This window comes from Nocardioides jiangsuensis, from assembly GCF_019679455.1.
GTDB classification, from domain to species: Bacteria; Actinomycetota; Actinomycetes; order Propionibacteriales; family Nocardioidaceae; genus Nocardioides_C; species Nocardioides_C jiangsuensis.
The window spans coordinates 920,308-940,879 of record NZ_JAIEZQ010000001.1; the positions used below are offsets into that span (position 1 = coordinate 920,308).

23 protein-coding genes are annotated in these 20,572 nt (G+C 72.7%); 11 read left to right on the top strand and 12 right to left on the bottom strand.

Features of this window, described 5'->3' with window-relative positions:
* Positions 1-2: 2 nt before the first annotated feature.
* The 9 genes from fliF to K1X13_RS04330 all read right to left on the bottom strand — a co-directional run bounded on the left by fliF (position 3) and on the right by K1X13_RS04330 (position 6,853).
* Complete coding sequence (gene fliF / locus K1X13_RS04290; protein ID WP_221023762.1) at positions 3-1,598, bottom strand: flagellar basal-body MS-ring/collar protein FliF; 1,596 nt, start codon at positions 1,596-1,598, stop codon at positions 3-5.
* Entirely contained in the window at positions 1,598-1,912 is a 315-nt protein-coding gene (gene fliE / locus K1X13_RS04295) for a flagellar hook-basal body complex protein FliE (protein ID WP_221023763.1), read from the bottom strand. The genes fliF and fliE overlap by 1 nt, the downstream gene beginning before the upstream one ends.
* The gene (locus K1X13_RS04300) at positions 1,909-2,304 is read right to left on the bottom strand and encodes a flagellar basal body rod protein FlgC (protein WP_221023764.1); all 396 of its coding nucleotides are present in this window, start codon (positions 2,302-2,304) and stop codon (positions 1,909-1,911) included. The genes fliE and K1X13_RS04300 overlap by 4 nt, the downstream gene beginning before the upstream one ends.
* Positions 2,304-2,663, bottom strand: coding sequence for a flagellar basal body rod protein FlgB (locus K1X13_RS04305; protein ID WP_221023765.1), 360 nt, complete (start codon positions 2,661-2,663; stop codon positions 2,304-2,306). The genes K1X13_RS04300 and K1X13_RS04305 overlap by 1 nt, the downstream gene beginning before the upstream one ends.
* Before the next feature lie 159 nt (positions 2,664-2,822).
* A complete protein-coding gene (locus K1X13_RS04310) occupies positions 2,823-3,128 on the bottom strand; it encodes a hypothetical protein (protein ID WP_221023766.1) in 306 nt (101 codons plus the stop codon).
* 14 nt (positions 3,129-3,142) lie between these two features.
* Complete coding sequence (fliS, locus tag K1X13_RS04315) at positions 3,143-3,520, bottom strand: flagellar export chaperone FliS (protein ID WP_221023767.1); 378 nt, start codon at positions 3,518-3,520, stop codon at positions 3,143-3,145.
* 10 nt (positions 3,521-3,530) lie between these two features.
* Complete coding sequence (fliD, locus tag K1X13_RS04320) at positions 3,531-4,907, bottom strand: flagellar filament capping protein FliD (protein ID WP_221023768.1); 1,377 nt, start codon at positions 4,905-4,907, stop codon at positions 3,531-3,533.
* Between the two features lie 187 nt (positions 4,908-5,094).
* A complete protein-coding gene (locus K1X13_RS04325; RefSeq protein ID WP_221023769.1) occupies positions 5,095-5,913 on the bottom strand; it encodes a flagellin N-terminal helical domain-containing protein in 819 nt (272 codons plus the stop codon).
* Between the two features lie 88 nt (positions 5,914-6,001).
* Entirely contained in the window at positions 6,002-6,853 is an 852-nt protein-coding gene (locus K1X13_RS04330) for a sigma-70 family RNA polymerase sigma factor (RefSeq protein ID WP_308249389.1), read from the bottom strand.
* Between the two features lie 256 nt (positions 6,854-7,109).
* Between K1X13_RS04330 and K1X13_RS04335 the strand changes: the two genes are divergently transcribed.
* The 11 genes from K1X13_RS04335 (at position 7,110) to K1X13_RS04385 (ending at position 16,679) form a co-directional block, all read left to right on the top strand.
* Positions 7,110-7,589, top strand: coding sequence for a flagellar protein FlgN (locus tag K1X13_RS04335; RefSeq protein WP_225914517.1), 480 nt, complete (start codon positions 7,110-7,112; stop codon positions 7,587-7,589).
* Positions 7,590-7,591: 2 nt separating this feature from the next.
* Positions 7,592-8,959, top strand: coding sequence for a flagellar hook-associated protein FlgK (gene flgK, locus K1X13_RS04340; protein ID WP_221023770.1), 1,368 nt, complete (start codon positions 7,592-7,594; stop codon positions 8,957-8,959).
* The gene (gene flgL / locus K1X13_RS04345; RefSeq protein WP_221023771.1) at positions 8,959-9,846 is read left to right on the top strand and encodes a flagellar hook-associated protein FlgL; all 888 of its coding nucleotides are present in this window, start codon (positions 8,959-8,961) and stop codon (positions 9,844-9,846) included. Before flgK ends, flgL begins: the two co-directional genes overlap by 1 nt.
* The gene (gene fliW, locus K1X13_RS04350) at positions 9,843-10,373 is read left to right on the top strand and encodes a flagellar assembly protein FliW (protein WP_308249390.1); all 531 of its coding nucleotides are present in this window, start codon (positions 9,843-9,845) and stop codon (positions 10,371-10,373) included. Before flgL ends, fliW begins: the two co-directional genes overlap by 4 nt.
* A 48-nt stretch (positions 10,374-10,421) precedes the next feature.
* Complete coding sequence (gene csrA, locus K1X13_RS19330) at positions 10,422-10,679, top strand: carbon storage regulator CsrA (RefSeq protein ID WP_221023772.1); 258 nt, start codon at positions 10,422-10,424, stop codon at positions 10,677-10,679.
* A gap of 654 nt (positions 10,680-11,333) precedes the next feature.
* Complete coding sequence (locus tag K1X13_RS04360) at positions 11,334-11,702, top strand: phage holin family protein (protein WP_221023773.1); 369 nt, start codon at positions 11,334-11,336, stop codon at positions 11,700-11,702.
* Positions 11,695-12,252, top strand: coding sequence for a low molecular weight protein-tyrosine-phosphatase (locus tag K1X13_RS04365; protein ID WP_221023774.1), 558 nt, complete (start codon positions 11,695-11,697; stop codon positions 12,250-12,252). Before K1X13_RS04360 ends, K1X13_RS04365 begins: the two co-directional genes overlap by 8 nt.
* A gap of 10 nt (positions 12,253-12,262) precedes the next feature.
* A complete protein-coding gene (locus K1X13_RS04370; RefSeq protein WP_225914518.1) occupies positions 12,263-13,120 on the top strand; it encodes a fructosamine kinase family protein in 858 nt (285 codons plus the stop codon).
* Between the two features lie 51 nt (positions 13,121-13,171).
* Positions 13,172-13,888 carry a response regulator transcription factor gene (locus K1X13_RS04375; RefSeq protein ID WP_221023776.1) on the top strand — a complete coding sequence of 239 codons (717 nt, stop codon included), beginning with the start codon at positions 13,172-13,174 and terminating at the stop codon, positions 13,886-13,888.
* Positions 13,888-15,312, top strand: coding sequence for a sensor histidine kinase (locus tag K1X13_RS04380; RefSeq protein WP_221023777.1), 1,425 nt, complete (start codon positions 13,888-13,890; stop codon positions 15,310-15,312). The genes K1X13_RS04375 and K1X13_RS04380 overlap by 1 nt, the downstream gene beginning before the upstream one ends.
* Positions 15,313-15,356: 44 nt before the next feature.
* On the top strand, positions 15,357-16,679 hold the full coding sequence (locus K1X13_RS04385) for a S1C family serine protease (RefSeq protein ID WP_221023778.1): 1,323 nt from the start codon (positions 15,357-15,359) through the stop codon (positions 16,677-16,679).
* Here K1X13_RS04385 and pabB read toward each other — a convergent pair.
* Genes pabB through K1X13_RS04400 form a run of 3 tightly spaced genes read right to left on the bottom strand, consistent with a single transcriptional unit; the run spans position 16,676 to position 20,558 of the window.
* Positions 16,676-18,070 carry an aminodeoxychorismate synthase component I gene (gene pabB, locus K1X13_RS04390; protein WP_308249391.1) on the bottom strand — a complete coding sequence of 465 codons (1,395 nt, stop codon included), beginning with the start codon at positions 18,068-18,070 and terminating at the stop codon, positions 16,676-16,678. The two genes, K1X13_RS04385 and pabB, sit on opposite strands and share 4 nt — an antisense overlap.
* Positions 18,067-18,660, bottom strand: coding sequence for an anthranilate synthase component II (locus tag K1X13_RS04395; protein WP_225914519.1), 594 nt, complete (start codon positions 18,658-18,660; stop codon positions 18,067-18,069). The genes pabB and K1X13_RS04395 overlap by 4 nt, the downstream gene beginning before the upstream one ends.
* Complete coding sequence (locus tag K1X13_RS04400; protein WP_221023779.1) at positions 18,657-20,558, bottom strand: anthranilate synthase family protein; 1,902 nt, start codon at positions 20,556-20,558, stop codon at positions 18,657-18,659. The genes K1X13_RS04395 and K1X13_RS04400 overlap by 4 nt, the downstream gene beginning before the upstream one ends.
* Positions 20,559-20,572 lie beyond the last annotated feature (14 nt).

Here is a 20,572-nt window from a genome sequence, read left to right on the forward strand (position 1 = left end):
CGTCATCCGCCGTGTCCCACCAGCCAGCCGCGCAGCAGCTGCGCGACCTCCTCGGGCTGACGCTCCACGAGCGCAGCGATCTCGTCACGGGCGCTCTCGCGCAGGTCGTCCTCGTCGTCATAGCCTGCCTCGAGCGCCGCGGCGGCCGGCAGCGTGGAGACCGCGGTCCGCTCGGCGGCGTCCCGACGCAGCTGCTCGACGACGTACGTCGTGGCCTCGTCGCGCGCCTGGCGGCGCTTGCGGCCCCGCAGCCAGGCCGCGAAGAAGATGCCGGCGACCACGAGCGCGAGCGCACCGGTCTTGAGCATCGACATCAGCTCGGCCTGCTTCTCGGCGGCCTTCGCCTCGGCGAGCGCCTTGGCCGCGGCCTCCTCCGCGCTCCGGTCGAACTGCATCGCGCTGACCTCGACGGTGTCGCCGCGGTCGGCGTCGATCCCGAGCGCCGAGGTCACCAGGTTCTGCACCTCGGGGGTGGTGATGCCGCCGACCGAGGCCGAGTCGAGCACGATGCCGACGTGCAGGCTGTCCACCGTGCCGGGGGCGGCCTCGCGCTGCTCGATGGTCTTGCCGACCGCGTTGTCGGAGGTGCGCTGCTCCTTGCGGTAGTTCGTCTCCCCGTCCTCGTCGGCGTTGCCCGCGGCGGGGTCGAGCCCGCCGTCCGGACCGACCACCCCACCGATGCCGGCCTGACCGGGCGCCGTGTAGGTCTCGGTGAGCGTGGTGTCCGACAGCGGTACGGCGTCGGGGTCGCTGAAGTAGCGGGTGGTGTTGGTGACCGTCTTGTCGAAGTTCAGGTCCGCGGTGACCTTGACCGCGGAGTTGCCCGCGCCGACGACCCGGTCCAGCACGTCCTGCACGGAGCCGGACATCCGCTCCTCGAAGGCCTTCACCTGCTGCGAGCGGGTGTCGGCGACGGTGTCGAAGCCGTCCCCGGAGGTGGAGAGCACCGTGCCGGTGGAGTCCGCGACGGTGACCTGCTTGGGGTCGAGGCCCTCGACGCTGGAGGCCACGAGGTGGACGACCGCCTGCACCTGCTCGGGGTCGAGGTCGGAGCCGGGCCGGGTCTCGACGAGGACCGACGCGGTGGTCGGCTCCTGCTCGTCGGCGAACAGCTCGTCCTGCGGGAGCGCGAGGTGCACGACCGCGGTCTCGACGGAGTCGAGCGCCTCGATGGTGGTCTGGAGCTCCCCCTCCATGGCCCGCTTGTAGCCGGTCTGCTCCTGGAACTGGGAGGTGGAGAGGTCCTGCTCGTCGAGGATCGCGTAGCCGCTCGAGCCCTCGCTGGGGAGGCCCTCGCCGCTCAGCCGGATCCGGGCGTCGTACACGTCGGCGCGGGGCACGAGGATCGTCGCGCCGCCGTCGCCGAGCTCGTACGGCGTGCCGTCGGCCTCGAGCTGCTCGACGATCGCGGAGGCGTCCGCCGGCGCGACGTTGGTGAACAGCGGCGCGTACGACGGGGCGGCGGCCCACCGGAACAGGAGGACCGCGCCCATGACGAGTGCGAGGCCGCCGACGACCGCGACGGTCTTCTGGCCGGCGGTGAAGGACGCGAAGACCCGCTGGAACGCCTGGAGGCGTCCGGTCAGCTGCTGGCGCATCAGATCGACATCCGCATGATCTCTTGGAACGCCTCGAGGGCCTTGTTACGCACCGCGGTGGTGAGCTGCGTGGTGACCGCGGCCTCGGTCGCGGTGATCGTGTAGTCGTGCAGGTTCGCCAGGTCGCCGCTGGCCGCCTGGACGGCGAGCTGGTCGGCCTTGTCGTGCAGCGACTGCAGCCGGTCGACGCCGTCGGAGAGCATGCTGGCGAAGTCGACGCCGCCGGCGTTCTCGGGGGCGGTCGCGGCCGACGGGGAGGCGACCGGGGCCACGAAGGGGACGAAGCCGCCGGGCTCGATGGCGGGGATGCTCATGCGTTGCGTCCGATCGAGAGGGCGCTGGAGTAGACGTCCTGCGCGTTCCGGATCACCGCGGCCTGCGCCTGGAACCCGCGCTGGGCCATGACCAGCTGGCTCATCTGGGAGGCCATGTCGACGTCCGGCATCCGCACGTAGCCGTCCTCGTCGGCGAGGGGGTGCTCCGGGTTGTGCACCATCCGGCCCTCGGGGTCGCCGAGCGCGATCCCGGAGACCTCGACGCCGCCGTCCGGCACGGCCTCGGCCATGACGAACTGCGCCTGGAAGGCGTCCTCGTCGGTGGAGCGGACGGTGTTGACGTTGGCGATGTTGAACGACACCGCGTCCAGCCAGGTCTGGTGCGTGGCCAGGCCGCTGCCGGCGATGCCGAGCATGTCGAAGGCACCCATCACATGCCGCCGATCGCGGTGGTGACGAGGGAGTACCGGTCACCCACGGAGCGGGTGAGCAGCTGGTACTGGAAGACCGACTGCATCGCGGTCATCGTCTCGGTGGCCAGGTCGACGTTGTTGCCGTTCGCGCCGGCCGGGGCCGAGGAGAGACCGGTGGTGGGCAGCACGTCGCCCTCGGTCATCTCCCCGTCGGCGAGGGCGCTGCGCAGCGAGCTCTCGAAGTCGAGGGTGGCAGCCGTGAACCCGGGGGTGTCGATGTTGGCGATGTTGTCCGCCGCGACCCGTTGGCGCAGCGCAAGGCCGTCGAGCGCGCTGCCGAGGGCAGCCGCGACGGGGTCCGACGCAGAGACCAGCATGTGATCCGTCTCCTGGGGAGGCGTGAGGCTGCCGGTCCGTCGGCGGAGGGGTGAGCGATCCCTGCTCGTGGTCTTCCTTCGGCCACCCCGCGCGGGACCTGAGGAAATCCTGTCCCTTTTCGTCCGATTTCCGCGCGGCGCCGCGGCGGGCGCAGCGGGTCAGGCGGTGACGTCGACGTACACCGGCTGCTGCTCGGCCCCGGTGTGCATCCGGCCGGCCAGCGCCGCCTGCCTGCGGACCGCGGCGACCGCCTCGGTTGTCGCGGCCACCGCCGCCTGCTGGCGGTGGTGCAGCAGCAGCGCCCGGGTGCGCAGGTCAGCCGGCATCGGTCCCGGGACCTGCGGCGGCACCCAGGCCGGGAGCGGGGTGCTGCCCGCTCCCGCCAGCAGCCGGTCGGCGGCGTCCAGGCTCAGCTCGAGCTCGTCGAGCGCGACCTCCCAGACGGCACGCCAGTCCTGGTCCATCGTGGTGGCGCCGGTCAGCCGGCGGCGAGCGAGGTGAGCGCCGCCTCGCGCCACGCGTCGGCCAGCGGCACGAGCACGGTGAGGCAGTCGTCGGTCACCGCGGCGTCGCGGCTCGTGTTGGCGCGGACCAGCTCCCTGTGCAGCCAGCTGTAGATGGCCGACAGCCGCTCAGAGCCCTCCCAGACCCCGTGCTTCAGGGACCCGCTCAGCTCGAGCACGATCTCCTGGGCGTGCATCAGGTGCTGGCCCGCGGTCTGGTGGTCGCCGGCACGCTGGGACTCGACGGCGCGCTGGACGTCGAGGACGAGCCGGTCGTAGAGCATCACCAGGAGCCGGGTGGGGCTCGCGGTGGTGACCATCTGGCCGACGTAGGCGGCGCGGGGGTTGTTCATCGTGGTCCTCCTACGAACCTGACGTCGGCAGTGAGCTGATCTGTCCCGCGAGCCAGGACGACTGCTGCTGGAGCTGGCCGAGCGCGACCTCGAGCGCGGCGTACTGCCGCTCCAGCGCGCTCTGGCGCTGGCCGAGGCGGACGTCCCAGTCCGCGATGTCGTCCTCCCAGCCCCGGATCTGGGACTGGCGGCCCTTGATGGCCAGGGTGACCGTGCCGTCCAGGGAGTCGCTGAGCTGCTTGGCGAGAGCCTCGAGGTTGTCGGCGAAGCCGGCCGTGGGGGTGGTCCCGTCGATGCCGGCGATCCTGGCGGTGGTGCCCGCTGCGTCGGCCTCGTAGGCCGCGGCGAACCTGGCGGCGTCGAAGGTGAGCTTGCCGGAGCGGTCGGTCTGGATGCCGACGGAGGCCAGGGACTGGCCGCCGACGCCTCCGGAGACCGTCTGCAGCAGCCGGTCGCGGACCGTGCGCAGGGTGCTGTCGCCACCGAGCAGCCCGGACTTCTTGGCGGTCGCGTCGTACGCCGTGAGCGTGTCGATGTCGCTGAGGGCGGCGTTGACCGCGTCCACCATCGCCTTGACCGAGTCCGACAGCGCGGTGGTGTCGCGCGTGACGGTGATCGTCGCGGTCTGTCCCGCGGAACCCGCGCCGAGCGTGACGTCCACGCCCGGCATCAGCCCCGTGACGGTGTTGGTCGACGAGGTCAGCGCCTGGCCGTTGAGGCTGAACGCGGCGTCCGTGCCCGGCTTCTGCGTCGCCGTCTCGCCGTCGAGGAACGGCGCCGCGGCCGGGTCCACCGGACTGATGGTGAAGCCGGTGTCCGCCCCGGTCGTCGCGGAGCTGACCTGCATCGCGTAGACCGGGTTCCCCGTGGCGTCGGTGCCGGTCCGCAGGAGGGTTGCCCTCAGCCCGGTGGTCGAGGCGTTGACGGCGTCCGCCACCGAGCGCATCGTGCCGTCACCGACCGTGAAGGTGACCGGGGTTCGGGTCGGGTCGGCGAAGGTGACCTGGTACTCGGCGTCCTGGGTCGCGACGGCCGTCCCGAGCGTGCCGGTCCTGGCGTAGGTCGAGATGGCGCTGGTCGCCGGCCCGGTCACGTCCAGCGTGAACGAACCGGGCGTGGCGCCGGTGGTCGTCTTCACGGTCACGAACGGGTTGTCGCTGGTGGCCTTGGCCGGCGACCAGCTCGTGGTCCTGCCGAGGTCGGCGGCCTTGGCGGCGATCCCGGCCAGCTTGGTGTTCAGCGCCTGGAGCGCGGTGACGACCTTCTGCTCGGTCGAGACGCGGGTCTTGAGCGTGGTCTGCGGCTTGGCCTCGAGCTGCATCAGCTGGCTGATGATCGTGGAGGTGTCGAGCCCGCTGACGAGCCCGCTCACGCTGGTGCTGGCCATGGGGCCGTCTCCTCCAGGTCCGTCGGGGTCCGTCCCGGCGCCGTACCGGTGCCGGTGCCGCGCCGGCTGGGGCCGGCAGAGGCTGGTGGCCGGTGGGGACGGGGGTTGGCGGTCCCGCCCCCACCGGCGTGTCGACCGGGGACGGCGCTTGCGGCGCCGCCCCCGTCAACGAGTCAGTGACAGGTCATCACTGGAGCAGACGCAGCACACCCTGCGGCGCCTGGTTCGCCTGGGCCAGCATCGCGGTGCCGGCCTGGGACAGGATCTGCGAGCGGGTGAAGGCGACCATCTCGGAGGCCATGTCGGTGTCGCGGATCCGGCTCTCCGACGCGGACAGGTTCTCCACCGCGACGTTGAGGTTGTTGATCTTGTGCTCGAGTCGGTTCTGGACCGCACCGAGGCCGGCGCGCTCCGTGGAGACCGTCTTGATCGCGGCGTCGATGTTGTCCAGCGCGGTCTGGGCGGTGGCCGTGGTGGTGAGGTCACCGACTGCGGTCAGGATGGTGGCCGCCTTCATGTCACCGATGGTGACCTGAAGCTGCTCGCCCGAGTTGGCGCCGACCTGGAAGGCCTTGTCGTAGGTGCCGTCGAGCAGCGCCGTGCCGTTGAACGTGGTCTTGTTGGCGATGTCGTCGAGCTCGAGCGCGAGGGCCTGGTACTCGGTGTTGGCCGCGGCCTGCGCGTCCGTGCCCTGGGAACCCTCGTTGGACGCCTGCACCGCGAGGTCGCGCATGCGCTGCAGGATGGAGTGCGTCTCGGTGAGCGCACCCTCCGCGGTCTGGACGACGGAGACGCCGTCCTGGGCGTTGCGCACGGCGACCTTGAGGCCACCGGTCTGGGCGCGCAGGCCCTCGCTGATCGCGAGACCGGCCGCGTCGTCCGCCGCGCGGTTGATGCGGAAACCGCTGGACAGCTTCTCCAGCGACTTCGACATCTGACCGTCGGTGACCGACAGGTTGCGGTACGCGTTCATCGCCGCGATGTTCTGGTTGATGCGAAGACCCATGATTTTTCCTCCCTGAGTGGGTCGAGAACGGCCCGTCCATGGGCCGTGACGCAGGAGGGATCGGCCGCTCCTGCGGGAACCTGAGGCGTTAGGCGGAGTGAATCTCGTACGGCGCCGGGGCGAGCCGTGCCGCGAAGGTGCGGTGCGACGCGACCTCGGCGAAGTAGGCCTCCCGTCGCCGCGCCGCGCAGCCGGTGGGCCGCGCGTGCTCGGTGACCAGGTGGGGGTCGAGGGCGCTGTTCAGGGCGTCTTTCAGCAACGCGACCGCCTCGGCCCGGAGCTGGGAGATCCGCGACTCAGTGACCCCGAGCTCCGCGGCGAGCTCGGCCATCGGCCGCTCCGCGAAGAAGTAGCCCTCGACGACCGCCCGCAGACGCTCGGGCAGCCGCTCGACGGCGTCGCGCAGGTAGGCCAGCCGCTCCCGGTGCTCCAGCACGTCCGCGGGGGTCTCCCCGCGCACGGGAAGGACGTCGTCGATCGTGCTGTCGTCGAAGCCCTGCAGCGACAGGACCGACGCGCGGGAGACGTCGTCGCGGTGCGCCTTGAGCTGGTCCAGCCCCATGCCGAGCGCCGCGGCGACCTCGGCGTCGGTCGGCGGGCGGCCGAGCTCGGTGGACAGCGTGCCGCGGACCTCGTCGACGCTGCGGGCGCGGCGACGGACCGAGCGGCTCGCCCAGTCCATGCCGCGCAGCTCGTCGACGACGGCGCCGCGGATGCGGGTCGAGGCATAGGCGACGAAGCCGGCGCCGCGCTCGGCGTCGTACGCGCGGGCGGCTTGGGCCAGGGCAGCGAGGCCTGCGGAGGTCAGGTCGTCCCGGGACACGTGAGCGGGGACGCGGGTGAGCGTCTCGCGCACGATGTGCCCGACAAGGGGGATTCCTTGGTGGACCAGATCTTCGTAAGCGTCGCGAGCGGGGGGGAGCTCGCTGTGGGGGATCACAAGAGAATTAAGCGGGCAAAACGGACATAAATTTTACGAACTTCGGGCCAAACGACCCATTTGCCCGGTACATACCACCCATGTGGACTAGTCCCGCAAAGTAAAACCTGGCAGCAATGGACTATGTACTTGCGTAGAGCAAGTAACCGTGTCCTGGCTCGTTCACCGTGCGTTATCGCTCAGGATGGGTCGGGCGCGGCCGATAGACCGGCCAAGCAACGCAACACCACCAACACCCGGGGGGGTAGGAGCAACCATGTCGATGGAGGACCTTTCTTCCGTCCTCTGGCGCGAGAGAGAGCTGCTGGAGACCCTGCTCTTCAAGCTCGAGGTCGAGCAGCTCGTGCTGGCGTCGGGGCGCACCCGCTGGCTCGCACCGGCGGCGCGCGAGATCGAGGACGTGCTGGAGAACATCCGTCAGACCGAGCTGCTGAGGGCGGTGGAGGCGGACGCCGTGGCGGCGGAGCTCGGGCTGGACCCGAACCCGAGCCTGCAGCAGATCGCCGAGGCCAGCGAGGAGCCGTGGCGCACGCTCTGGCTCGACCACCGCTCGACGTTCGCGGAGGTCTCCGCCGAGATCCAGACGATGGCCGAGAACAACCGCGAGCTGCTGACCTCGGGCTACCAGGCCGCGCAGGCCACCCTGCTCTCGATGTCCGAGGAGCCGGGGACCTACACCGCCGCCGGTACGGCGGTCACCGAGCGCCGGACCAGCTTCGTGGATCGGAGCATCTGACCGTGTCCGGGACCTTCTCGTCGCTCTCCAACGCGCTCTCCGCGCTGCGCTACAACCGCGTCGCCATGGACGTGGCCAGCGGGAACGTGGCCAACGCCGGCACCGCCGGGTACGCCCGCCGCGCCGCCGTCGCCCAGGCCACCGGCGCCCCCGCCGAGCTGGCCCTGTGGTCGCGCTGGGAGGGTGCCGGCGACGGCGTCCAGGTGGGTGGCATCGACCGGATGGTCGACCCGCTGCTCGACGCCCGGGCGCGCAGCGAGCACGCCGCCCGGTCCTTCCTCGACGCGCGGGCGACCTCGCTGGTCCGCTTCGAGACCACCATCGGCGAGCCGGGCGACGGGGGTGTCGCCGCCGCGCTGGCCGCCTTCAAGCAGGGCTGGCACGACGTGGCCAACAACCCCGGCGACGGTGCCGCGCGCAGCCAGCTGCTCGGTCGGGCCGAGACGCTGCGCTCCACGATCGCCGCCCAGGGCCGCGCGGTCTCCACCGAGTGGACCGACCAGCGCACCCGGCTGACCGCCGTGGCCACCGAGACCAACGAGCTCGCCGCCGGCCTGGCGAAGATCAACGAGGGCCTGCGGATCTCCCACGTCTCGGGCACCGACGCCGGCGTCCTGCTCGACCAGCGTGACCAGCTCACCCTGCGCCTCGCCGAGCTCACCGGCGCCACCGTGACCGTCAACGAGGACACCACCGTCGACGTCCGCGTCGAGGGCCAGGTGCTCGTCGCCGGCAACGCCGCCACCCCGGTGACGGTCTCCGGCTCGGCCGACCTCGCCGGCGCGGGGACCGACCCGGTCCGCGTGAGCGTCGGCGGCACCGCCGTCACCCTGCGCGGCGGCGAGCTCGGCGCGGCCCAGGACCTGCTCACCGGCGCGCTCCCCGACTACCTCACCCGGCTCGACGCGGTGGTCGCCGACCTCGCCGCCGCGGTCAACGCGCAGCACGCCCAGGGCGCGGACCTCGACGGCGCCGCCGGTACGGCGTTCTTCACCGGCAGCACCGCGGCGACGCTGCAGGTGGCGGTCACCGACCCCCGCGCGGTCGCGGCGGCCGACCCGGCGAAGGGCATGCTCGACGGCTCGAACGCCGACCTGCTCGGCACCCTCGGCCTCGCCGCGGGCGCCTACCGCAGCCTGGTCACCGACTTCGGGGTGGCGGTCTCCTCGGCCCGCCGGGTCGCGGAGAACCAGACCATCCTGACCGCGCAGGTCGACGCCTCCCGGGAGGCCCTCTCGGGGATCAACGTCGACGAGGAGATGGTGAACCTGCTGGCCGCCCAGCGTGCCTACGAGGGAGCCGCGCGGGTGCTGACCACGCTCGACTCGGTCCTCGACACGCTCATCAACCGGACGGGCCTGATGCGCTGATGACCTCGCCACGGATCACCCAGCGGCTCATGGTCGAGCGGTCGATGACCGCGCTGCAGACCGGGATGGGCCGCCTCGGCCGTGCCCAGGAGCAGCTCTCCACCGGCCGCCTGATCAACCGCCCCTCGGACTCCCCCACCGGAGCCAACGCCGCGATGCGCCTGCGCGAGGAGCTCGCGGCGGGCAACCAGTACGCCCGCAACGCCTCGGACGGCCTCTCCTGGCTGGGCCGGGCGGACAACACGCTGACGTCGATGCTCGACGGTGTCCGCCGCTCGCGCGACCTCATGCTCCAGGGCGCCTCGACCGGCAGCACCGGGACGGACACCCGTCGCGCGCTCGCCGCGGAGGTCACCCAGATCCGGGAGTCGCTGCTCTCGCTGGCCAACACCGAGCACCTCGGCCGGCCGCTGTTCGGCGGGACGACGGGCGGCGGCGCGGCGTACGACGTCGCCGGCGCCTTCGTGGGCGACACCGAGGCGGTCAGCCGCACGGTCGGGGCCGGGGTCGGCGTCCGGGTCAACATCAGCGGGCCCGAGGCGTTCGGTGCGGGCGCCGACAGCCTGTTCGCGGTCCTCGACGAGGCGGTCGCCGCACTCGAGACGAACCCGGGCGCCCTCGGCGGCGTGCTGGACCGGCTCGACGCCGTCTCGGAGCGGATGCGCACCGCGCTCGCCGACGTGGGCACCCGATATGGTCGGGTCGAGTCGGCCCTGACCACGGTCGACTCGACCACCATCGACACCCATGCGGCGCTTTCCGAGGTGGAGAACGTGGACATCGCCAAGGCGATCGTCGACCTGCAGCTGCAGGAGGTCGCCTACCAGGCGGCGCTCGGCGCGACGGCCCGCGTGATCCAGCCGTCCCTGCTGGACTTCCTCCGGTGAGCACCCTGGCAACCCAGGCACCCGGCGAGGTGCCGGCCCAGGCGAGAGTCCGGGCACCCGACGAGGCCGACACGATGCGAGGGACCCCCACGATGCCCGACGCCACCACCCCCGACAGCGGCCCGGGCGCGATCCCGGTGCTCGACATGGTCAGCCCCATGCTGGGCTTCCCGGAGCACCGCCGGTTCGCCCTGGCCCGCCTCGACGAGGAGGGCACGGTCTGCGACCTGCGCTCGCTGGAGGACACCGACCTCCGTTTCGTGGTCGTGCCGCCCTCGCTGTTCTTCGACGACTACACCCCGGAGGTCGCCGACACCGTCGCCGAGTCGCTCCGCGCCGAGTCCGGCGACGACCTGGTGGCGCTGGTCGTGGTGACCCTCGGCGAGGCCTCCGGCGACGCCACCGCGAACCTGCTCGCCCCGGTCCTGGTCAACCCCCGCCACCGGCTCGCCGCCCAGGTCGTGCTCGACGACGCCGACCTCCCCGTGCGCGCTCCCCTGCTCCCCGCCGGTGCCGCCGCGCGCTGACCGGGCAGACTGTGCCCCGTCCGCCGAGCGAAGAGTAGGGAGTAGCCCATGCTGGTGCTGAGCCGTCGCGTCGGCGACAGCGTCGTGATCGGCGACGACGTCGTCGTCACCGTGCTCGAGGTCCGCGGGGACGTGATCCGGATCGGCGTGGACGCGCCCCGTTCGGTCGCCGTACGCCGCCAGGAGCTGCTCGCCGAGCTGACCGAGAACAACCGGGCCGCGGCCTCGCCCAGCCCGGCCGCGGTGGACGGGCTCGCGGACCTGCTGCAGCGGCGACAGCGGCGGGACGACGGCCCCACGGCCTGAGATCGCCCCATGACACGCCGCCGGTCTAGACCATCTGAGGTCTCGACGGGACGTTTCGGCACAGGATCGGACAAAGAACGCCGACCCCAGTAGTCACAACGGGCCACGACCCTGGGGTGTTGGCGCGCCATTCGCCACGAAGTCCGTTGTTTTGACTCGGATCCGCTACGCATCCGCCCGGGCGTCGTCCACCATGGACTCAGCGGCAGCCTGACCGGGAGGGGATTCTCAGGTCGCGCCGTCGCGAGCACCAAGGCGGTTTCGAGCCAGCATCCGCTGGGGGGACTCGAACCTGTCTCGGCCAGGGGTCGAACGACGCGCTCACCGCGCGTGGGGGGATTCACTGGGCGCCACCTTGGGGCCAGGGTGGGGGGACCACCGTGTCGGCCCCGGCGAGACCACCGCGTCGCGCCGGGGCCGGACGCTGTGTCCGTGTCACCGCCGGCCCGACCGGGGGGCCGGGCTCCCGCGCGACCCACCCCTCGACCGCAACGGTTCACCTGCGCGGTCGTGGCCCCGCCCCCGGCGGTTGCGGGGGCCGCAGCGGCTCACGTGACCGGCTCGGGCCCCACGCCGCGACGACCGCCGCGCGTGCGTCCGCGTGCGGTTGCGCACGGGATCGGCAAGCATCACCCCGTCTGGCAGTATCGAGGCGTGAAGTTCCTGATCTGGGTCGTCGTCAACGCTCTCGCCCTGGCCGCCGCGGCCTGGCTCCTCGACGGTATCCGGGTCACCGGGGCGACCACCGAGGAGCGGGTGATCACCCTGGTGCTGGTGGCGCTGATCTTCGGCGTGCTCAACGCCGTGATCGCGCCGATCATCAAGCTGCTGTCGCTGCCGTTCATCATCCTCACGCTGGGGCTGTTCCTGCTGGTGATCAACGCGGGGATGCTCATGTTCACCAGCTGGCTCTCCCTGCAGCTCGGCCTCGGCTTCCACGTCGACGGCTTCTGGACCGCCGTGGGCGGTGCGATCATCGTGACCCTGTCCACCTGGCTGCTCGAGGCGGTGCTCCATGACTGACCCGGACCGGCCCGGCGCCACGCCGACCCACCGCACGCCGCTGCCGCCGCCGCGCACCGGCGGCCGCTACCGGATCGCGGTCGTCTGCCTCGGCAACATCTGCCGCTCCCCCATCGGCCAGGTGGTCCTCACCGAGCACGTCGACCGGGCCGGACTGTCCGACCGGGTCGAGGTGGTCAGCGCCGGCACCGGCGGCTGGCACGTCGGGCACCCGATGGACCGCCGGGCCGCGACCGTGCTCACCGCGCACGGGTACGACGCCTCGCAGCACCGCGCCACCCAGTTCGAGGCCACCTGGTTCGACGAGCACGACCTGGTCCTGGCCATGGACGGCAGCAACCACGCCGACCTCACCGACGTCGCCCCCGGCGGGGACGTCTCCCGGCTGCGGATGTTCCGCGACTTCGACCCCCGCGCCGACGACGGGGACCGCGACGTGCCGGATCCCTACTTCGGTGACGAGGACGGGTTCGGGTCGGTCCTGGCCACCGTCGAGCGCACCGCGGCGGCCCTGGTGGCCGCGCTGGAAGCCGAGCTGGGCCGGGGCTGACGTGGCGCGGATGGGCACGATCGCGAACCGGGCGGAGACGCTGCTCGGCGCGACGGTCGTGGCCACCACCCCGGTCGCCGGCGGCGACATCTGCACCTCCACGAGGCTCCGGCTCTCGGACGGCTCCTCGGCGCTGGTGAAGACCCGCCCGCACGCACCCGACGACTTCTTCACCACCGAGGCCGAGGGGCTGCGCTGGCTGGCCGAGACCCCCGGCGCCGCCGTACCCGAGGTCCTCGCGGCCGAGCCGGACTGCCTGATCCTGTCCTGGGTGGACACCGCCCGCCCGTCGGTGGACGTCGCGGAGCGGTTCGGCCGGCAGCTCGCCGCGACCCACCGTGCCGGGGCGCCGGGGTTCGGCACCGTGTCCGGGCGAGACGGCTACATCGGCACCCTGCCGCTGCCGAACCGTCCGGCCCCCTCATGGCCGGAGTTCTTCGCCACCCGCCGCATCCTGCCGTACCTCAAGCTGGCCTGGGACCGCGGCAACATCGCCCCGGAGGACGCCGCCGCGGTGGAGGGCGTCGTCCGCCGGATCGTCGACCTCGCGGGGCCCGCGGAGCCGCCGGCGCGGATCCACGGCGACCTCTGGTCGGGCAACGTGCTGTGGGGGCAGGACGGCCGGGGCTGGCTGGTCGACCCGGCCGCGCACGGCGGCCACCGCGAGTCCGACCTCGCCCTCCTCGCGCTGTTCGGCCTGCCGCAGCTGCCCCGGGTGCTCGACGCCTACACCGAGGAGGCGCCGCTCGCCGACGGCTGGGAGGAGCGGGTGCCGCTGCACCAGCTGTTCCCGCTGCTGGTGCACGCGTGCCTGTTCGGGGGTGGGTACGGCGCCCGCGCCGCCGAGGCCGCGCGCAGCCTCGTCTGACCGGGCGCGGCTCAGGACGATCTCAGGTCGGGGTGGCACCCTAGACCTGTGGTGACCACGAACTCCCGGAGCGATCAGGCCCCCCGTGTCCTCGTCGTCGACGACGACCGGGCGGTGCGCGAGTCCCTACGGCGCTCCCTGGAGTTCAACGGCTACACGGTGACCCTGGCCCACGACGGCGCCGAGGCGCTCGCGTCGATCGGCCAGCTGGCCCCCGACGCGCTGGTGATCGACGTGATGATGCCGCGGCTCGACGGGATCGAGACCACCCGCGTGCTGCGCAGCGCCGGCAACGACCTGCCGATCCTGGTGCTCACCGCCCGCGACTCCGTCGGCGACCGGGTGGAGGGGCTCGACGCGGGGGCCGACGACTACCTGACCAAGCCGTTCGCGCTCGAGGAGCTGCTCGCGCGGCTCCGGGCGCTGCTGCGTCGCAGCCATGCCCCCGCCGAGGAGGACACCGAGCGCGAGTCGCTGGCCTTCTCCGACCTCACGCTCAACCCGGCGACCCGGGAGGTGCACCGCGGCGACCGGCTGATCGACCTGACCCGCACCGAGTTCACCCTGCTCGAGATGTTCATGCGCCGGCCCCGCCGGGTGCTGGACCGTTCCTTCATCCTCGAGGAGGTGTGGGGCTACGACTTCCCGACCACCGCGAACTCCCTCGAGGTGTACGTCGGGTACCTGCGTCGCAAGACCGAGGCCGGCGGTGAGCCGCGGCTGATCCACACGGTGCGCGGCGTCGGCTACGTGCTCAAGGAAGGCTGATGACCGGGCTGCACTACAAGCGGTCGCTCGCGAGCCGGGTCACCCTCCTCGCGACCCTGGCGGTCGGCCTCTCGGTGGCGATCGTGGCGCTGGCCGCGTTCGCCACCGTCCGGATGCAGATGATGGCCTCGCTCGACGAGTCGCTGCTCGACCGGGCGGCCGCGGCGGGGCAGTCCCGCGCGCTCAGCGTGCTCACCGAGCAGCAGATCCCGTCGTGGACCCTGGGTGCGGCCGACGTACACATCGGGTTCGTCGACGCCTCCGGCGCGATCTCCACGGTCGACCGGGACTCCGACTCCATCGAGATCGGCGAGCCCGAGCTCGAGGTGGCCCGGGGGCAGGCCGGCTACTCGCTGCGCACCGTCTCGACCGACGAGGGCCGCTACCGGGTGGTCGCCGTGCCCACGCGCGACGGCGGGGTCGCCCTGGTGCTCGCCCAGTCGCTCCTGCCCACCGAGCGCACGCTGGAGAGGCTCGGCCTGGTGCTGCTGATCTTCGGCCTCGCCGGGGTCGTCGGCGCGACCCTGGCCGGCTGGGGCGTGGCCCGCAACGGGCTGCGGCCGGTACGCCGGCTGACCGAGGCCGCGGAGGAGATCGCGCGGACCGAGAAGCTCGACCCGATCGCGTTCGAGGGCAACGACGAGCTCGCCCGTCTCGCGCTGGCGTTCAACGCGATGCTCACCGCGCTCGCCGCCTCCCGCGACCGGCAGCGCCAGCTCGTCGCCGACGCCGGCCACGAGCTGCGCACCCCGCTCACGTCGCTGCGCACCAACCTCGACCTGCTCGCCCAGGCGGACCGCCGCGGCGGGCTGTCCGAGGATGCCCGCGCCGAGCTGCTCGCCGACGTCCGCTTCCAGATCGAGGAGCTCACCACGCTGATCGGGGACCTCGTCGAGCTCGCCCGCGACGAGCCGCTGCCGGTGACCGTCGAGCCGGTCGACCTCGCCGAGATCACCCAGCGCGCGGTGGAGCGGGTACGGCGCCGCGCCCCCGGCCTGGAGTTCGACGTGCACACCGAGCCGTGGTGGGTGACCGGGGAGGGCGCCGCCCTCGAGCGCGCGGTGACCAACCTGCTCGACAACGCCGCCAAGTGGAGCCCCCCGACCTGCGTGGTCACGGTGGCGCTCGAGGAGGGCAGCCTGCTCGTGGCCGACCAGGGTTGCGGGATCTCCGACGAGGACCTGCCGCACGTCTTCGACCGCTTCTACCGCTCGAAGGAGTCCCGGACGATGCCCGGCTCCGGACTCGGCCTCTCCATCGTGCGGCAGGTGGCCGAGCGGCACGGCGGGTCGGTGCGCGCGGGACGGATGGCCGACTGCGGAGCGGCCTTCTGGTTCGAGGTCCCGGGCTCCGCCGTACAGCCGTCCGCTCCGGCCGCGGAACCGGACCATCGGGCGGCGGGGTCACTCTTGGCAGGGTCGTAGCGGGCTCTCAGCCCGGGTTCAGGTTGCCTGCCCACACTGGAAACATGAACGACCAGACCCCGTACCGACCCCAGAACGACCCGTCCAGCGACGGCCCCGGCGAGCGGCCCACGACGCAGCGGCCCGCAGCCGAGCAGGACGTGGAGCACACCCAGCCGCTGCACACCGCCCCCACGCAGCACCGGTACGAGACCGGCCCGGGGCCGTTCGGCTTCGCCGGCGAGCGCCCGGCGACCGAGGCGCCGGCCCGCAGGCGGGGCGGCGCGGTGACCGCGGGCGTGCTCGTCGCGGCGCTGGCCGTCGGCACGCTCGGTGGGATCGCCGGGGCCGCCGGCTTCCGGGCGCTCGCACCGGCCGAGGACGCGGCCGTGTCGACCGCCTCCCCGACCACCACCTCGCCGGTGGTCACCGGTGCGGACCGCGCTCCCGCCGAGGGCTCGGTCGAGGCGGTCGCCAACTCCGTGCTGCCGTCGGTGGTGAAGATCACCGTGCAGGGCCAGCAGGGCGAGGGCTCCGGATCCGGTGTGATCCTCAGCTCGGACGGCGTGATCCTCACCAACAACCACGTGGTCGAGGTCGCGGAGGGCGGGGGCACCCTCTCGGTCAGCTTCGACGACGGTTCTTCGGCCGAGGCGGAGGTGGTCGGCACGGACCCGCTCACCGACCTCGCGATCATCCAGGCCAAGGACGTCTCCGGGCTCACGCCGGCCACCCTCGGCAGCTCGGACAACCTCGACGTCGGCGAGGAGGTGGTCGCGGTCGGCTCGCCGTTCGGGCTCGAGGCCACCGTCACCACCGGCATCGTGTCGGCGCTCGCGCGTCCGGTCTCGGCCGGCGACTCCACCAGCACGTCCACCGACACCACCTACCCCGCGATCCAGACCGACGCCGCGATCAACCCCGGCAACTCGGGCGGTCCGCTGGTGAACATGCAGGGCCAGGTCGTCGGCATCAACTCCTCGATCCGCACCTCCTCGTCGATGGGCGAGGGCGGCTCGATCGGGCTCGGCTTCGCCATCCCGCTCGACCAGGTGCTGCCGATCATCGACCAGCTGCGCAACGGCGAGACCCCCACCCACGCCCGCCTCGGGGTCACCGTCACCGACGCGTCGAGCCGGGACGGCCTGCTCACCGGCGCCGGCATCAGCAGCGTCTCCGACGGCTCGGCCGCCGCCGACGCCGGGCTGGAGGAGGGCGACGTGGTCACCGAGGTCGACGGCCGGCTCGTCTCGGGGTCGGAGTCGCTGGTGGCCACCATCCGCGGCTACCGGCCCGGGGACACGGTCACGCTCACCGTCCAGCGCGACGGCGAGGAGCGGACGGTGAAGGCCACCCTCGACAGCGACGAGGGCGAGCCCACCTCCTAGAGCGGCCCCTCCCGGACCGGCTCCGGGTCCGGTTCCGGGTGGGACTGCGGGCCGGCGTTCCCTGCGGGGGGTTCCGGCCCGTCGTCGTCCCGAGGACGCTCGGCCCCGGCCCGGTCGGCCACGGGGTCGAGCGCCATGAGCAGCCGCGCGGCCTTCCACCGGGTCTCGTCGTACTCCGAGGCGGCATCGGAACGCACCGTGATGCCGCCACCGGTGCCGAGCGTGTAGCGGCCCTCGTGCCAGGTCAGCGTCCGGATCACCACGCCGAGGTCGGCCCGGCCGTCGCCGCTGACCCAGCCCAGCGCGCCGGCGTACACCTCCCGCGGCGACGTCTCCACGTCGGCGATGACCTCCATGGTGCGGAGCTTCGGGGCGCCGGTCATCGAGCCCGCCGGGAACAGCGACCGCAGCGCGGCCATCGTGGAGATCCCGTCGCGCAGGTGGCCGCGCACCGTGGACACGAGCTGGTGCACCGTGGCGTAGGACTCCACCTCCATCAGCTGCGGGACGGTGACCGTGCCCGGCTCGCAGACCACCGACAGGTCGTTGCGGAGCAGGTCGACGATCATCAGGTTCTCGGCGCGGAACCTCGGGTCGGTCCGCAGCGTCTCCTGGTGCGCGTGGTCCTCCGCCGCGGTGCGGCCGCGCGGTGTGGTGCCCTTGATCGGCTTGGTCTGCACCCACCGGTTCCGGTCCACGGTGGCGAACCGTTCTGGGCTCGAGCTGAGCACGCTGACCCCGTCGTGCTGGAGGTAGCCGGCGTACGGCGCCGGGTTCACCTCGCGCAGCCGCAGGTAGGCGGTGACCGGGTCGACGGCGGAGGCGACCTCCTCGCGGTAGGTCAGGTTCACCTCGTAGGAGTTGCCGAGCCGGAGCTGCTGCTGGACTCGGACGAACCAGTCGTCGTACTCCTCCCGGCCGACCTGCGGCACGTGCGGCGCGGGCCGGCCCGTCAGTGCGGCCTCGGCGGCCTCGGCACCGGGCTGGTCGGCGGGTTCGTGGACGAAGGCCACGGTCCGCGCGGTGCGCATCCACATCGCGTCGGGTACCCGGTGCGGACCGGCGGGCCGCACGAGCGCCGGCAGGTCGGGCCGCGCGGCGTACCCGAGGTAGCCCACCCAGCTGACCGAGGGGTCGTCCGCGTCGCGCGCGGTCTCCTGCTCGAGCGCCGCGAAGACGTCGTCGCCGACGAGCTCGCGGTCACCGCCGACGTGCCGCCAGACCTCGCGGGTCGCGGCGTCGTAGGTCAGCGAGACGTCGTCGTCCGCGAGCCAGCCGAGGATCGAGCGGCGCCCGGACCACTCCCGTGACCCGCCGCCGTCGAGCCAGAACATCCGCGGGTGCGCGCCGGCCAGGTCGCGGAACGCCGAGACCGGGTCGGGCCAGCTCACGCCTGCTCCAGGAAGTTCGCGACCAGGGTGGCACCGTGCTCGCTGAGCACCGACTCCGGGTGGAACTGCACGCCCCACAGCGGCCTCTCCCGGTGCGCGACGCCCATCACCACCGGGCCGTCCTCCCCCGCGCACCAGGCGGTGGCGGCGAGTACGGCGGGCAGGGTGACCGCCGCGAGCGAGTGGTACCGCACCGCGTGGAACCCCTGCGGCACGCCGCGGAAGATCCCGCTCCCGTCGTGGGTCACCTCCGCCACGTCACCGTGGGACGGCGCGACCGCGGCCACTCGGCCGCCGTACACCGAGACCAGGCCCTGCATGCCGAGGCAGACGCCGAGCACGGGCACCGTCGCGTCGAGGAGCACCGCGCGGCCGACCGAGAAGTCGCGCTCGGTGTCCGGGTTGCCCGGGCCGGGCGAGAGCACGACGTGGGTGAACCCGCGGCCGAGCACGTCGTCCTCGGTGACCTCGTCGTGCTCGACGACCACGGGCAGCTCGCCGGTCACGGACGCGAGGAGGTGGACCAGGTTCCAGGTGTAGGAGTCGTGGTGGTCGACCACGACGACACGTGGGACCACCGGCGGGGTCATGTCAGGAGCTCGAGCACGAGGTCGTGGATCAGCTCGTAGCCGTGCTCGGTGAGGATCGACTCGGCGTGGAACTGCACCCCGCGGAAGTGCGGGCCCGAAAGCATGTGGATGTCCCCGCTCTCCGGGTCGGCGGCGACCTCGACGCCCTCGGGCAGGCCCGTGCCGTCGACCCGGCCGACGAAGGTGTTGTAGAAGCCGACGTTCTCCTCGCGGCCGGCCAGGCTGACCGGCGACTGGGTGCCCTGGAACACGATGTCCTTGTAGCCCAGGTCGATCCCGAGCCTGCTGCACAGCACCTGGTGGCCGAGGCACACCGCGAGGAAGGGCTGCCCGGCGGCGAGCAGCTCGTCGACGGCGGCGCGGAAGGCCGCGATCTTCGGGTGGTCCCCGTCCCGCGGGTCGCCGGGCCCGGGGCCGACGACGACCAGGTCGAAGCCGTCGAGCGCGCCGGGGGTCCAGTCCTCGTGCCGGACGACGGTGCTGGTCATGCCCATCACCGCCAGCACGTGGCGGAGCATGTTCACGAAGTCGTCCTCGCCGTCGAGGATGACCGCGCTGCGGCCCTTGAGCTCGGGTGCGGGCGCGGAGCCGCCCTGGTCGGTGAGCCAGAACTTGCTGAGCCGCTGGTTGCGGGAGTTCAGCGCGATCAGCACGTCCTCGTCCTGGGCGAGCTCCGCGACCCCGCCCGGGGCGGTGCCGACCGGCGGGACCAGCCCGAACGCGGTGAGGATGCCGCCCGCCTTCGCGTGCGTCTCGGCCACCTCGTACGCCGCCTCGGAGTCACGCACCAGGGTGGCCCCGGCGGTGACCTTGAGCGCACCGTCCGGGGAGACCTCCGCGGTGCGGATCACGATCGGGGAGTCCGCGGTGGGCCGGCCCTGGGTGTCCCGGCCGAGCAGCGCGAGCGCGGCGCCGTAGTAGCCGCGGCCCTCGGACTCGTACTTCTTGATCAGGCGGCAGGCGTTCTCGACCGGCGAGCCGGTGACGGTGGCGGCGTACATGGTGTCGCGCAGCACCGTGCGGACGTCGCGGTTGGTCCGGCCGGCGAGCAGGTACTCGGTGTGCACGAGGTGCGTCATCGGCTTGAGGAACGGGCCGAGCACCTGGCCGCCCTCGTTGCAGATGTCGCACATCATCTTCAGCTCCTCGTCGACGACCATGAAGAGCTCGTAGATCTCCTTCTCGTCGGCGAGGAACTCCAGCAGCCGCTCCTTGCGCTCGGCGGGGTCGTCGAGCCCCTTGAGCCGGAACGTGCCGCTGATCGGGTTCATCCGGACGTCGCCGCCGTGCACGCTCACGTGCCGCTCCGGGCTCGCCCCGACCAGGAACCGGTCGCCGGTGAAGAGGCAGAAGGTCCAGTAGGCGCCGCGCTCGCGCTCCAGCAACCGGCGGAACACGGTCAGCGCCTTGCGGGTGTCCCAGTCGGCCAGCTGCGCCCGGTAGTGCCGGCCCACGACGAGGTTCGCGCCCTCGCCGTTGCCGATCTCGTCCTCGATGATCCGCTCCACCACGACGCCGTACTCGTCGTCGGAGGTCTCGAAGCCACCGCGGTCCTCGAACTCGACCGGCTCGTCCGGCAGCGCCTCGAGCAGCTCGGCGAGCGGGACCTCGGCCTCGAGGTCGATGTCGACCACGACCAGCGGGGCGCCGTCGTCGTGGGCCTCGAAGCCGCGCTCGGCGACCTGGCGGAACGGGACCGCGAGCAGCCGGTCGAAGCGGCGGCCGTCCGCCGGGACGCCGTCCTCGAGGGGCACGTCGAGCAGGCTCTCCACGACCGAGCGGCGACCGCCGACGAGGGTCACCGTGGCGGAGTCACGCAGCCGGATCGCCGCCCAGGCCTCGTGCCCCGCCATCGCGTCGAGCGCGGCGGATGCAGGGGAGGCGGCAGGCGTGTTCATGGTGCTGAAACGCT

Coding starts and splice junctions, on each gene's coding strand:
- fliF (WP_221023762.1), bottom strand. CDS start 1,598: ATGCGCCAGCAGCTGACCGGACGCCTCCAGGCGTTCCAGCGGGTCTTC.
- fliE (WP_221023763.1), bottom strand. CDS start 1,912: ATGAGCATCCCCGCCATCGAGCCCGGCGGCTTCGTCCCCTTCGTGGCC.
- K1X13_RS04300 (WP_221023764.1), bottom strand. CDS start 2,304: ATGGGTGCCTTCGACATGCTCGGCATCGCCGGCAGCGGCCTGGCCACG.
- K1X13_RS04305 (WP_221023765.1), bottom strand. CDS start 2,663: ATGCTGGTCTCTGCGTCGGACCCCGTCGCGGCTGCCCTCGGCAGCGCG.
- K1X13_RS04310 (WP_221023766.1), bottom strand. CDS start 3,128: ATGGACCAGGACTGGCGTGCCGTCTGGGAGGTCGCGCTCGACGAGCTC.
- fliS (WP_221023767.1), bottom strand. CDS start 3,520: ATGAACAACCCCCGCGCCGCCTACGTCGGCCAGATGGTCACCACCGCG.
- fliD (WP_221023768.1), bottom strand. CDS start 4,907: ATGGCCAGCACCAGCGTGAGCGGGCTCGTCAGCGGGCTCGACACCTCC.
- K1X13_RS04325 (WP_221023769.1), bottom strand. CDS start 5,913: ATGGGTCTTCGCATCAACCAGAACATCGCGGCGATGAACGCGTACCGC.
- K1X13_RS04335 (WP_225914517.1), top strand. CDS start 7,110: ATGTCGATGGAGGACCTTTCTTCCGTCCTCTGGCGCGAGAGAGAGCTG.
- flgL (WP_221023771.1), top strand. CDS start 8,959: ATGACCTCGCCACGGATCACCCAGCGGCTCATGGTCGAGCGGTCGATG.
- csrA (WP_221023772.1), top strand. CDS start 10,422: ATGCTGGTGCTGAGCCGTCGCGTCGGCGACAGCGTCGTGATCGGCGAC.
- K1X13_RS04365 (WP_221023774.1), top strand. CDS start 11,695: ATGACTGACCCGGACCGGCCCGGCGCCACGCCGACCCACCGCACGCCG.
- K1X13_RS04370 (WP_225914518.1), top strand. CDS start 12,263: ATGGGCACGATCGCGAACCGGGCGGAGACGCTGCTCGGCGCGACGGTC.
- K1X13_RS04380 (WP_221023777.1), top strand. CDS start 13,888: ATGACCGGGCTGCACTACAAGCGGTCGCTCGCGAGCCGGGTCACCCTC.
- K1X13_RS04385 (WP_221023778.1), top strand. CDS start 15,357: ATGAACGACCAGACCCCGTACCGACCCCAGAACGACCCGTCCAGCGAC.
- K1X13_RS04395 (WP_225914519.1), bottom strand. CDS start 18,660: ATGACCCCGCCGGTGGTCCCACGTGTCGTCGTGGTCGACCACCACGAC.
- K1X13_RS04400 (WP_221023779.1), bottom strand. CDS start 20,558: ATGAACACGCCTGCCGCCTCCCCTGCATCCGCCGCGCTCGACGCGATG.